This is a genomic window from Rhodococcus sp. FW305-130 (assembly GCF_058788335.1).
Genome location: NZ_JBYTAP010000002.1, coordinates 488,319 through 500,924, shown reverse-complemented (window position 1 = coordinate 500,924; position 12,606 = coordinate 488,319). Strand labels below are relative to the sequence as shown.

Below are 12,606 nucleotides of genomic sequence, written 5' to 3'. Positions count from 1 at the left end.
CTATCATCCCACTATGCGAGAAACTGGTATCGACCTATGAGACAGCATAGCGGCATCGGCGTCCTGGACAAAGCAATGGGCGTTCTTCATGCAGTAGCTGAGGAACCGTGCAGCCTCACCGAACTCTGTGCACGAACCGGTTTGCCGCGCGCGACCGCCCATAGACTCGCCGTCGGTCTCGAAGTCCATCGACTCCTCACACGCGACTCGGATGGTCAGTGGTGCCCAGGGCCCGGACTCGCCGAACTCGCTGCCACCGCTAATGATCCACTCATTGCTGCGGCCGGACTCATCCTCCCCCGCCTTCGCGAAATCACCGGCGAAAGCGTCCAGCTGTACCGCCGGGAAGGCACCCAACGCATCTGCGTTGCGTCGATGGAACCGCCCACGGGCCTTCGCGACACAGTTCTCGTCGGGGCCAGGCTGCCGATGAATGCCGGTTCCGGCGCCAAGGTCCTTCTCGCATGGGCAGATCCACAAACCCAACGGACCGTTCTCGCCGATGCGTCGTTCGGCGAACGAGTGCTCCTCGAGGTTCGCCGGCGCGGCTGGGCACAGAGTGCAGCCGAACGTGAGCCGGGTGTCGCCAGCGTCGCGGCTCCCGTCCGAGACTCGGCAGGCGCTGTCATTGCCGCGATTTCGGTCTCCGGCCCCATCGATCGGATGGGTAGACGACCGGGAGCCCGCTGGGCGGCGGACCTTCTCGCAGCTGCCGAAGCGCTCCACAAGCGTCTGTAATTCGTGACACAGTAAGGCCTTCAGATCCTCGAGCACGTAGGAGTACGACGCGACCATGGCAGGAAAGCAGCGTAGTCAGATCACGATGACCGAGGCCGAAATTTCGAGCTTCGTCGAAAAGAGCCGTACGGCAACGATGGCGACGTTGAGCGCCGACGGAATGCCTCACCTGATCGCGATGTGGTTTGCGATAGTCGACGGCGAAATCTGGTTCGAAACCAAAGCCAAGTCGCAGAAGGCGGTCAATCTTCGCCGGGACACCCGTATGTCCGTCCTGATCGAAGACGGTCTGACGTACGACACGCTGCGAGGAGTCTCGATGGAGGGCACCGGAGTGATCGTCGAGGATCCGGAAGCTCTCTTTGCCGTGGGAATCAGTGTCTGGGAGCGATACACGGGCCCGTACACAGAGGATCTCCGCCCGGCCGTCGACGCGATGCTCCACAAGCGCGTCGCGGTACGGTTCGTTCCCGATCGAACTCGTTCGTGGGATCACCGCAAGCTCGGGATGCCTGCGATGCCTCTTTCCGGTTCTACTGCACCATCGCCGTAGACCCCGAGATTCGTGAAGCGAAATTCACGAGCTTTCGAATTCGGGCCGGCGTAGTTTCACCAACAGGCCCAACAACAAGGAGTGAGCATATGAGCGATCTCGACAGCAACACCCCGTCGGAACCCGAATCCCAATCGGAGGAAACCAAACGAAAGTTCCGTGAAGCCCTCGAACGGAAGAATCATCAGAACGCCAAATCGACCGACCATCGCGACGGACAGTCCAAGGTCCACAACACGCATGGCCCGGCCGATCACAAGCGAGAGTTTCGCCGTAAGAGCGGATAGCCGATCGCGGACAACAGAGTGAGATGACGATCACCCCCAGTCGAATTCGACTGGGGGTGATCGTTTTTCGCATCGCCGGAAACATTTCCCACACATACGAAAAGACCCTCCGATCAATGATCGGAGGGTCTTTCCTTTGTAGCCCCGACGGGATTCGAACCCGCGCTACCGCCTTGAGAGGGCGGCGTCCTAGGCCGCTAGACGACGGGGCCAGGACACGCTTTTAAACGTGGTATTCAGTCTTGCTCTTGGATGCTCAGCAAGCTTAGCTTGTCTGAGTCCGGCCACAAAATCGACCGGATTTCCGCTGGGGTACCAGGACTCGAACCTAGAATGGCGGTACCAGAAACCGCTGTGTTGCCAATTACACCATACCCCAAGGTCTTGCTCACCAGCCTTGCCCGATCCGCTTCGCTGTTGTGCTCGGCGGCTCGTCTCCGGCCGAAAAGAAGATTACCAGTACCCCTGCCCCAAATACCAAATCGTATGGTCACGGGAGGTTTTTGCTTCATTTTCGGCCGGAAGACAGTCCGATCTAGGCGGTTACCGCTGCCCTACCGGCGCGCAACCGAGCAATCGAGACCTCACGACCGAGCAATTCCATCGACTCGTACAGCGGAGGGCTGATGTGAGAGCCGGTGATCGCGACCCGAACCGGAGCGAAGGCCTTACGCGGTTTGAGCTCCAGATCCTCGATGAGGGCCTTCTTGAGTGCTTCCTCGATACTGGCCGCAGTCCACTCCGAGGTGGCCTCGAGCGCCGCAAGAGACGCGTCCAGAACCGGACCAGCGTCTTCCTTCAGGTTCTTTGCCGCCGCGGCTGGATCGAGAGCAAACGACGCCTCGTCGACGAACAGGAACTTCAGCAGATCCCACGCGTCGGACAGGACGACGATGCGCGTCTGCACGAGGTCCGCCGCAACAGTGAACGTGGCTTCATCGACGTCGGCGCTGATGTGGCCGTGCTCCACCAGGAACGACTTCAGGCGGGCCGCGAAGTCGGCCGGCTGGAGCAAGCGAATGTGCTCGGCATTGATCGCGTCGGCCTTCTTCTGGTCGAAGCGCGCGGGGTTGGAGTTGACCTTCGAAACGTCGAAGGCCGCAACCATCTCGTCGAGAGAGAAGACGTCGTGATCGTCGGCGATGCTCCACCCGAGCAGAGCCAAGTAGTTCAGCAGTCCCTCGGGAATGAAGCCCCGATCGCGGTGAATGAAGAGGTTGGACTCGGGATCGCGCTTGGAAAGCTTCTTGTTGCCCTGACCCATCACGAAAGGCAGGTGCCCGAACGACGGTGTGAAATCGGCGACACCGATGCGGATCAAAGCCTCGTACAACGCGAGCTGACGCGGGGTCGAGGAAAGCAGGTCCTCACCGCGCAGTACGTGAGTGATCTTCATCAACGCGTCGTCGACGGGATTGACCAGCGTGTACAGCGGAATACCGTTCCCGCGAGTCAACGCGAAGTCCGGAACGGTGCCTGCCTTGAACGTGGTCTCGCCGCGAACCAGGTCGTTCCACGTCAGGTCGTGATCGGGCATCCGGAGGCGGACGACCGGCTTGCGACCCTCGGCGACGTAGGCAGCGCGCTGCTCGTCGCTGAGGTCGCGATCGAAGTTGTCGTATCCGAGCTTCGGGTCGCGTCCGGCCGCCTTGTGTCGCGCTTCCACTTCTTCGTTGGTCGAGTAGGACTCGTAGGCCTCGCCCGCGGCCAGCAACTTGGCAACGACGTCGAGATGCAGGTCGCGACGCTCGGACTGGCGATACGGTGCGTGCGGCCCACCGACCTCCGGGCCCTCGTCCCAATTGAGCCCCAACCAGCGGAGGGCGTCGAGGATGGCCTGGTAGGACTCTTCACTGTCGCGCTGCGCATCGGTGTCTTCGATACGGAACACGAACGTGCCGCCGTGGTGTCGTGCGAATGCCCAGTTGAACAAGGCGGTGCGCACCAAACCTACGTGCGGGGTTCCGGTGGGTGACGGACAGAAACGGACGCGTACTTCGCTGTTGGTCATGGCTCACTTGGCTCGGCGATGATGGATGGTCGTACTACAGGTTAGTCCGGCAGCGCTTCCTCCATCCCGCCGATCACTTACCCGGCAGGACGTTGATACGTGTCATGTCACCGTCGTAGTAGGCGAGTAGTCGCTTGTCCATGACCTTTCGCCACAGCGGCGGCACCCACGCGCACACGATCATGACCGCGTAACCCGCTGGAAGTTGCGGCGCTTCGGCCGCACTGCGCAGGCTCTGGTACCGCAGACGCGGATTCGCGTGATGGTCACTGTGACGCTGAAGTTGATAGAGGAACAGATTGCTGACGACGTGGTCGCTGTTCCAGCTGTCCTCGGGCGAGCAGCGAACGTACGAGCCGTCAGGCCGCTTCGCACGTAGCAAGCCGTAGTGCTCGAGATAGTTGGCGGTCTCGAGGAACGTGAATCCGGCAATCGCCTGAACGGCCAGCCACGGTGCGATTTCCCACCCGAACACCGCGATCAGGCTGCCGAACAGGACAACACTCATCGCCCACGCGTTCAGGATGTTGTTCCGATAGCTCCACGTCCGTCTGCCTTGACGCTGAAGGCGAGCGCTTTCGATCCGCCATCCCGAGCGCAAGCCGCCGATGACACTGCGCGGCAAGAAGAACCAGAAGTTTTCCTTGTATCGCGAACTGGCCGGATCCTCCGGCGTCGCGACACGGACGTGGTGACCATGGTTGTGCTCGACGTAGAAATGGCCGTAGAAGGACTGCGCCAGAGCTACTTTCGCGAGCCACTTCTCGAGCTTCTCGCTCTTGTGCCCCAATTCATGCGCCGCGTTGATCCCCACACCGGCAACCACGCCGGCAGTCATCGCGAGCGCGAACTTCTCCCCCGCCGCCATCGGCGCGTTCACCCAGCACCAGGCGACGAACACGAGACCGACGTATTGGAGGGGCAGGAACAGATACGTGCACCAGCGGTAGAAACGATCCTCTTGCAATTCAGGGATCGCTTCGTCCGGTGGGCTGTTACCGTCCTCGCCCGCCAGTAGATCGATCAGAGGAATGACGATCACGATGAGCCAGGCCCCGATGGCCCAGAAGAGCCCGAGACTGAATTTGTCGACCAGGAACCACGCAGCGAACGGACTGAGAGGAACCAGCAAACCCAGTGGCCACAGGTAGCGCTTCTTGTCTCGCCACACCGGCCGCTGCCCGTTCCGCGCATGCTCTGCCGCTGTCCGGGATGCTTCCGCGAAGGTCGTCATGTATCACCACGTTTCTGCGCAATCCACTCGATTGCCCCATCGGCTTCTATCCAGTTATCGGCCACCCTACTGCTCAGCGTTACATTTCAGGGAATTTGGTCTGTTACGAGCCGCGGCAGCAAACCGCGGGGCGAACCCTCCCAACCTCACCAAATCAGACATAACGCCAGGAGGATCCTGGGTGAAGCTTCGCCTGGCTCATGAAACCCGCAGGTCAGTCCCAGGGCCTGATTACCTCGAACCGGAAGGCAATCCCAATCGGGCATCCGGCGTTAGTTACCATCTTGCAACTTTTCTTTGACAGACACCTCTCGACTCACACCACGACAGAGGCCCCATCCGGTGGGGATGGGGCCTCCGTAGTCACATGACGGACGAACCGGGTCAGATCAGTTCTTGGCGGTGACCGGGTTCGTGAGCGTGCCGATCCCCGAGACCGTGACCGACACGGAATCGCCGTCGACGATCGGGCCGACTCCGGCGGGGGTTCCGGTGAGGATGACGTCGCCGGGAAGGAGGGTCATCACCGCCGAGATCCACTCGATGATCTTCGGAATGTCGTGAAGCAGGAAGGCCGTGCTGCTGTCCTGCTTGACCTGACCGTTCACCTCGGTCTTGATGTCGACGTCGGACGCATCGAGGCTGGTTTCGATCCACGGACCGAGCGGGCAGAAGGTGTCGTGGCCCTTCGCGCGCGTCCATTGCCCGTCGTGACGCTGATGATCTCGCGCCGATACGTCGTTGGCGATCGTGTAGCCCAGGACCACGCTCAACGCCTTCGCCGCGGGTACGTCTTTGCAAGGCTGACCGATGACCACCGCGAGTTCACCCTCGAAATGCACCTCGTTGGATGTCGGAGGCAAGACGATCGGGGCGCCCGGGCCGACGATGGACGTATTGGGCTTGAGGAAGATCACCGGATCAGCCGGCGCCTCGCCGCCCATCTCCGCGATGTGATCTGCATAATTCTTGCCGATACAGATCACCTTGCTGGCGAGAATCGGAGCCAGCAGACGAACATCGGCAAGCGGCCAACTACGGCCGGTAAAGGTGGGGTTCCCGAACGGGTGCTCCGCAATTTCCTTGGCGACGAGGGCATCCTCTTCACCTTCGATACTGACGAACGCAACACCATCGGGACTGGCAATTCGACCAAGACGCATACTGGCCAGTCTATCGGGGTGTCGGAAACGACTGACGCGCGCAAGCCGAAAGGCTTACGCGCGTCAGTCTCGTGAAAGAAATCCTTACAGCGCTGCGGTGATCCGGTCGCCGATCTCGGTCGTGGAGATGGGGCCTTCGCCGCGCGTTGCCAGGTCGGCAGCGACCACAGCCTCGACGCGAGCGGCGTCGTCCTCGCGTCCGAGATGGCGAAGAAGCAGTGCGGCCGAGAGGATCGCGGCGGTGGGATCTGCGATTCCCTTGCCGGCGATGTCCGGAGCACTGCCGTGCACGGGCTCGAACATCGACGGGTTGGTACCGGACGCGTCGATGTTTCCGCTTGCGGCCAAACCGATTCCACCGGTCACGGCACCGGCCAGGTCGGTGATGATGTCACCGAAGAGGTTGTCCGTCACGATGACGTCGAACCGCGACGGGTCGGTCACCATGTAGATGGTGGCAGCGTCGATGTGGCAGTACGCGGTCTCGACGTCCGGGTACTCGGCCCCGACGGTCTCGATCGCACGCGTCCAGATTGCGCCCGCATTGGAGAGCACGTTGGTCTTGTGGATCAGTGTGAGGTGCTTGGAACGTGTCTGCGCCAACGCGAATGCATAACGAACAACACGCTCGGCGCCGAACCAGGTGTTGATCGACACCTCGGTCGCGATCTCGTGATCGGTGCCGATGCGGATTGCTCCACCGTTACCGGTGTACGGGCCTTCGGTGCCTTCACGAACCACGACGAAGTCGATCTCCGGCTGGGCCGCCAACGGCGACAGCGCACCCGGGTACAGCTGTGCGGGGCGAAGATTCACGTGATGATCGAGCTGGAAACGCATGTTCAGCAGCAGGCCACGCTCGAGGATGCCGGGTGCGACGATCCGCGGATCACCGATGGCGCCCAACAGGATTGCGTCGTGCTGACGGATCTGGTCCAGCTCTTCCGCCGGGAGCAACTCGCCGGTGGCGTTGTAGCGACGGGCACCGAGATCGTATTCGGTGGTTTCCAGATCCGGAACCAACTTGCCGAGCACCTTGAGTGCTTCGGCTGTGACCTCGACACCGATTCCGTCGCCCGGAATGACCGCAAGCTTCATGGAGTCCTCATCTCAGTAGAACTGTGCGCCTTTATTAACCGCGGGCGGTTAATAAAGGCGCACAGCAAAAACAATCAGGAAAGGTCGACCTGGGCGACGCGAGCGTCGAGCTGCGAGACGATTGCCTCGACCTCGGCGTCTCCGACGACGCGATCGACGCGCAAGATGACCGTTGCGCCTTCGCCTTCGGCATCCTGGCTCAGCGCTGCGGCGAGGATGTCCACGCCCGCGTTGCCGAGAACGGTGCCGAGGACACCGAGAACGCCCGGGCGATCGCTGTAGTGAACGACGATGTTGTGACCCTCGGCGCGCAGGTCGAAGCTGCGTCCGTTGATGTTGACGATCTTCTCGACCTGCTGCAGACCGGTGAGTGCGCCCGTGACCGACGTGACCGTGCCGTCCGCGGCAACTGCGCGAACCTCGACCGCGCTGCGGTGAGCAAGAGCCTCGGAGTGCTTCTCGACCGATACGGTCACGCCGCGCTGCTCGGCCAGTGCCGGAGCGTTGACGAACGTGACGGCCTCGTCGCTGCTGGCGGAGAACACGCCGCGCAGTGCGGCCAGGCCGAGGATGTCGACGGTTTCGGCAGACAGCTCGCCGGTGGCGACAACCTGCACGGTCTGCACGGCTTCGGGCGACAACGTCGCAGCGAGGAGACCGAGCTTGCGGACCAGCTCGAGCCACGGAGCAACTTCTTCTCCGACGGGGCCGCCGGAGACGTTGACAGCCTCGGGAACGAATTCGCCCGCCAGAGCGAGGAGAACACTCTTCGCCACGTCGATGCCTGCGCGGTCCTGAGCCTCGGACGTCGATGCTCCGAGGTGCGGGGTGACGACGACGTTGTCGAGCTCGAAGAGCTTGGAATCGGTGCACGGCTCGGTGCTGAACACGTCGAGACCGGCGCCGCGGACCTTGCCGGAGACCAGTGCGTCGTAGAGCGCGTCTTCGTCGATCAGACCACCGCGGGCGGCGTTGACGATGATGACGCCGTCCTTGGCCTTGGCGAGACGCTCGGCGTTGATCAGGCCGGCCGTTTCCTTGGTCTTGGGCAGGTGCACGGAGATGAAGTCGGCGCGCTCGACGAGCTCGTCGATGGTGACCAGTTCGATGCCGAGCTGCGCTGCACGAGCTGCGGGCAAGTAGGGGTCGTACGCGATGATGGTGGTTTCGAACGCGGCGAGACGCTGCGCGAACAGCTGGCCGATGCGGCCGAGTCCGACAACGCCGACGGTCTTGCCGAGGATCTCGACGCCGTTGAACTTGCTTCGCTTCCAGGTGTTCTCACGCAGTGTCTTGTCTGCTGCGGGAATCTGGCGAGCGGTCGACATGAGCAGAGCAACTGCGTGCTCGGCTGCCGAGTGGATGTTCGAGGTCGGTGCATTGACGACCATCACGCCGCGCTCGGTGGCTGCGGGGATCTCGACGTTGTCCAAGCCGACACCGGCGCGGCCGATGATCTTCAGCTTGGTGCCTGCGGCCAGAACCTCGGCGTCGACGGTGGTGGCGGAACGGACGAGAATCGCGTCGGCCTCGGGTACCGCGGCGAGCAGCGCCGGGCGGTCGGGTCCGTCGACCCAACGCACCTCCACACCGTCACCGAGCGCCTCGACTGTGGACGGCGCGAGCTTGTCGGCGATCAGAACAACGGGACGGCCAGGCTGGCTCACGTGCAAACTCCCTGATTAGGTGGGTGTGAAGGTGGTTTAACCACCGATAGTTTAGTGCGCGCTCACTTCGAATCCACAACGCGGTAGGCGATACCACATAGTGGACACTTTCGCGGGCGAATTCTCGATGGAATATGAATCCGGACTCAGCCGGCCCGGAAAACGACTCCGGCCCAATGCCGCGCTGGTTCAACGTAATTGAACCGGCGCGACATCAGGCCAGTGGAGACGTGGAGCGTGAAACTGCGAATTACGCGGTTTCGGTGATCGGACGATCGACCCAGCTCATCAGGTCGCGCAGCTTCTTGCCGGTGACCTCGATGGGGTGCTCGGCGTTGGCCTTGCGCAGGCCTTCGAGCTCGGTGTTGCCGTTCTCGACGTTGGCGACCAGACGACGGGTGAACTCGCCGGACTGGATGTCGGCCAGGATCGCCTTCATGCGCTCCTTGGTGTCGGCGTCGATGACGCGCGGACCGGAGAGGTATCCACCGAACTCAGCGGTGTCGGACACCGAGTAGTTCATGCGGGCGATGCCACCCTCGTACATGAGGTCGACGATGAGCTTGAGCTCGTGCAGAACCTCGAAGTACGCCATCTCGGGTGCGTAGCCGGCCTCGACCATGACCTCGAAACCGGTCTTGACCAGTTCCTCGGTGCCGCCGCAGAGCACAGCCTGCTCGCCGAAGAGGTCCGTCTCGGTCTCTTCCTTGAACGTGGTCTTGATGACGCCTGCGCGGGTTCCGCCGATGCCCTTGGCGTAGGACAGAGCGAGAGCCTGGCCTTCACCCTTGGGATCCTGGTCGATGGCGATGAGCGCGGGAACGCCCTTGCCGTCGACGAACTGACGACGCACCAGGTGGCCCGGTCCCTTGGGGGCAACCATGCCGACGGTGACGAACTCCGGAGCCTTGATCAGGTCGAAGTGAATGTTCAGGCCGTGACCGAAGAACAGCGCGTCGCCGTCCTTGAGGTTCGGCTCGATGTCATTGGTGAAAATGCTGGCCTGAGCGGTGTCAGGTGCGAGCACCATGATGACGTCGGCCCACTCGGAAACCTCGGCCGGCGTACCGACTGTCAGGCCCTGCTCCTGCGCCTTTTCGCGGGACTTGGAGCCCTCCTTGAGGCCGATGCGCACATCGACGCCCGAGTCACGCAGGCTCAGCGAATGGGCGTGGCCCTGGCTTCCGTAGCCGATCACAGCAACCTTGCGGCCCTGAATGATCGACAGATCGGCATCGTCGTCGTAGAACATCTCGACTGCCACAGTTCTCAACCTCTCCTTGGATTTTTACGTGTCTAAAAGTACTAGCGGGTGGCCGTGATCGACTTCGGCCCTCGACCGACTGCCACGACCCCGGACTGAACGATCTCCCGGATACCGTACGGATCAAGCATCCGCAGCAGTGCATCCAGCTTGGACCGAGTACCGGTCGCCTCGATGGTGACGGACTCCGGGGAGACGTCGATCACCTTGGCGCGGAACAGGTTCACCGTTTCGATGACCTGCGTGCGCACGCTTGCATCTGCGCGCACCTTGATGAGCACGAGCTCGCGAGCGACGGATGCTTCACCGTCCTGCTCGACGATCTTGATGACGTTGATCAGCTTGTTGAGCTGCTTCGTCACCTGCTCGAGAGGGAACTCGTCGACCGTGACGACGATGGTCATACGTGAGATCTCGGGGATCTCGGTTCCGCCCACCGCAAGGGATTCGATGTTGAATCCGCGGCGGGAGAAAAGTGCGGAGACGCGGGCCAGCACGCCTGGCTTGTCCTCGACGAGAACACTGAGGGTGTGACTGGTGCTCACTTCTGATCCTCCCCTGTGCCCGCGGCGGGTCCGGCTTGCTCGCGTGACATGGCTTCGTGGATGACGGCGGGCTCGGCAACTGCCTCGTCGTCGTCGAACAGCGGCCGGATGCCCCGGGCCGCCATGATTTCGTCGTTGCTCGTTCCGGCAGCGACCATCGGCCACACCTGTGCGTCAGCGGTGACGATGAAGTCGATCACGACAGGCTTGTCGTTGATGGACTGCGCCTCACGGATCGCAGCTTCGACGTCTTCTTCACGCTCGACACGAATTCCGTGGCAGCCCAATGCTTCTGCGAGCTTGACGAAGTCCGGGATGCGGATGGCGCCGTGCGTTCCGAGGTTGGTGTTGGAGTAGCGCTCTTCGTAGAAGAGTGTCTGCCACTGACGCACCATGCCGAGGTTGCCGTTGTTGATGAGGGCAACCTTGATCGGGATACCTTCGAGTGCGCAGGTTGCGAGTTCCTGATTGGTCATCTGGAAGCAGCCGTCGCCGTCGATCGCCCACACCTCGGTGTCGGGCATGCCCATCTTGGCACCCATGGCTGCGGGAACCGCGTACCCCATGGTGCCGAGCCCGCCCGAGTTGAGCCACGTGCGCGGCTTCTCGTAACCGACGAACTGCGCGGCCCACATCTGGTGCTGGCCGACGCCAGCGCAGTAGATGGCATCCGGTCCGGCGAGCTTGCCGACGGTCTGGATGACGTACTCCGGGCTCAGCTGACCGTCGGTGGGACGGTCGTAGCTCAGCGGGTAGGTACGACGGATGTCGTTCAGGTACGCCCACCATTCCGAGAGTTCGAACGTGGTGCCCGTGGCCATGTCGGCACGGATAGCCTCGATGAGTTCGGTGATGACCTCTTTGCAGTCGCCCACGATCGGGACGTCGGCGTAGCGGTTCTTGCCGATCTCTGCCGGATCGATGTCGGCGTGGATGACCTTGGCGTCGGGCGCGAAGGAATTCAGCTGGCCGGTGACGCGGTCGTCGAAACGCGCGCCGAGGGTGATCAGGAGATCGCTGCGCTGCAGAGCGGCAACTGCGGCAACGGTGCCGTGCATTCCCGGCATACCGCAGTTGAGGTCGTGGCTGTCCGGGAACGCGCCGCGGGCCATCAGCGTGGTGACGACGGGGATACCGGTCAGCTCTGCCAATTCGAGCAGCTCCGGCGAGGAGTCCGACTTGATGACGCCGCCACCGACGTACAGAACCGGCGACTTGGCGTCGGCGATCAGACGTGCAGCTTCACGAACCTGCTTGCCGTGCGGCTTGGTGACCGGGCGGTAGCCCGGCAGACGCATCTCCGGCGGCCACGAGAACGTGGTCTGCGACTGCAGGATGTCCTTGGGGATATCGACCAGGACGGCGCCGGGGCGACCGCTGGCCGCGAGGTAGAAGGCTTCGGCCATGATGCGCGGGATGTCGATCGCGTCGGTGATCAGGAAGTTGTGCTTGGTGACCGGCATCGTGATGCCTGAGATGTCGGCTTCCTGGAAGCCGTCGGTACCGATCAGCGAGCGCGCCACCTGTCCGGTGATCGCGACGATCGGAACGGAGTCCATCTGCGCGTCGGCCAGTGGCGTGACCAGGTTGGTCGCACCGGGACCCGAGGTAGCCATGCAGACGCCGACCTTGCCGGTCGCCTGGGCGTAACCGGTGGCAGCGTGGCCTGCACCCTGCTCGTGGCGCACGAGCACGTGGCGGACCTTGACCGAATCGAAGAGTGGGTCGTAAACCGGGAGCACGGCACCGCCGGGAATGCCGAATACCGTGTCGACCTCGAGCTCTTCGAGGGCTCGAACCACAGACTGCGCGCCGGTTACCCGCTCAGGCGGGAGCTGGCGACGGTTGGCCGTCTGGGTTGCGGCAGCCGCGGTTGTCGGGCTCGGTGTCCCTGACTTGCGCGGCGTGGGTTGAGGCCGTGCTGTTGGTGCGCTCACTGGGAAATCCTCTGATTCTGGCTCCGGGCAACAAAAAACCCCCGTCAGCATCTGCTGAGCGAGGGTGGCGCGTCGTTATCTGGTGAGTTGAAAAATCGACTCAGGCGAC

11 protein-coding genes and 2 tRNA genes are annotated in these 12,606 nt (G+C 62.5%); 3 read left to right on the top strand and 10 right to left on the bottom strand.

Annotation, left to right across the window (positions count from 1 at the left end; all coding sequences use genetic code 11):
* Positions 1-36 precede the first annotated feature (36 nt).
* From AC3WQS_RS08485 to AC3WQS_RS08475, 3 genes are all read left to right on the top strand, one after another.
* On the top strand, positions 37-738 hold the full coding sequence (locus AC3WQS_RS08485; RefSeq protein ID WP_007729342.1) for an IclR family transcriptional regulator: 702 nt from the start codon (positions 37-39) through the stop codon (positions 736-738).
* A gap of 55 nt (positions 739-793) precedes the next feature.
* Positions 794-1,291 carry a pyridoxamine 5'-phosphate oxidase family protein gene (locus AC3WQS_RS08480; protein ID WP_021333071.1) on the top strand — a complete coding sequence of 166 codons (498 nt, stop codon included), beginning with the start codon at positions 794-796 and terminating at the stop codon, positions 1,289-1,291.
* A gap of 89 nt (positions 1,292-1,380) precedes the next feature.
* Complete coding sequence (locus AC3WQS_RS08475) at positions 1,381-1,578, top strand: DUF5302 domain-containing protein (protein ID WP_007729345.1); 198 nt, start codon at positions 1,381-1,383, stop codon at positions 1,576-1,578.
* Positions 1,579-1,717: 139 nt separating this feature from the next.
* On the opposite strand, the gene AC3WQS_RS08470 is transcribed toward AC3WQS_RS08475, so the two are convergent.
* The 10 genes from AC3WQS_RS08470 to AC3WQS_RS08425 all read right to left on the bottom strand — a co-directional run bounded on the left by AC3WQS_RS08470 (position 1,718) and on the right by AC3WQS_RS08425 (position 12,497).
* A tRNA-Glu gene (locus AC3WQS_RS08470) sits at positions 1,718-1,790 on the bottom strand.
* 95 nt (positions 1,791-1,885) lie between these two features.
* A tRNA-Gln gene (locus AC3WQS_RS08465) sits at positions 1,886-1,957 on the bottom strand.
* Between the two features lie 156 nt (positions 1,958-2,113).
* Positions 2,114-3,589 carry a glutamate--tRNA ligase gene (gltX, locus tag AC3WQS_RS08460; protein WP_019747934.1) on the bottom strand — a complete coding sequence of 492 codons (1,476 nt, stop codon included), beginning with the start codon at positions 3,587-3,589 and terminating at the stop codon, positions 2,114-2,116.
* A gap of 73 nt (positions 3,590-3,662) precedes the next feature.
* Positions 3,663-4,823, bottom strand: a complete 1,161-nt coding sequence (locus AC3WQS_RS08455) for an alkane 1-monooxygenase (RefSeq protein WP_029255108.1) — start codon at positions 4,821-4,823, stop codon at positions 3,663-3,665.
* A gap of 389 nt (positions 4,824-5,212) precedes the next feature.
* A complete protein-coding gene (locus AC3WQS_RS08450) occupies positions 5,213-5,986 on the bottom strand; it encodes a fumarylacetoacetate hydrolase family protein (protein ID WP_020969311.1) in 774 nt (257 codons plus the stop codon).
* Positions 5,987-6,070: 84 nt separating this feature from the next.
* Complete coding sequence (locus AC3WQS_RS08445; protein WP_492712712.1) at positions 6,071-7,084, bottom strand: 3-isopropylmalate dehydrogenase; 1,014 nt, start codon at positions 7,082-7,084, stop codon at positions 6,071-6,073.
* 74 nt (positions 7,085-7,158) lie between these two features.
* Positions 7,159-8,751, bottom strand: a complete 1,593-nt coding sequence (serA, locus tag AC3WQS_RS08440) for a phosphoglycerate dehydrogenase (RefSeq protein WP_003944758.1) — start codon at positions 8,749-8,751, stop codon at positions 7,159-7,161.
* A 250-nt stretch (positions 8,752-9,001) separates the two neighbouring features.
* Positions 9,002-10,003 carry a ketol-acid reductoisomerase gene (ilvC, locus tag AC3WQS_RS08435; protein ID WP_172436500.1) on the bottom strand — a complete coding sequence of 334 codons (1,002 nt, stop codon included), beginning with the start codon at positions 10,001-10,003 and terminating at the stop codon, positions 9,002-9,004.
* 53 nt (positions 10,004-10,056) lie between these two features.
* Positions 10,057-10,560, bottom strand: coding sequence for an acetolactate synthase small subunit (gene ilvN, locus AC3WQS_RS08430; RefSeq protein WP_003944718.1), 504 nt, complete (start codon positions 10,558-10,560; stop codon positions 10,057-10,059).
* Positions 10,557-12,497 carry an acetolactate synthase large subunit gene (locus AC3WQS_RS08425; RefSeq protein WP_019747929.1) on the bottom strand — a complete coding sequence of 647 codons (1,941 nt, stop codon included), beginning with the start codon at positions 12,495-12,497 and terminating at the stop codon, positions 10,557-10,559. The genes ilvN and AC3WQS_RS08425 overlap by 4 nt, the downstream gene beginning before the upstream one ends.
* Between the last annotated feature and the right edge of the window lie 109 nt (positions 12,498-12,606).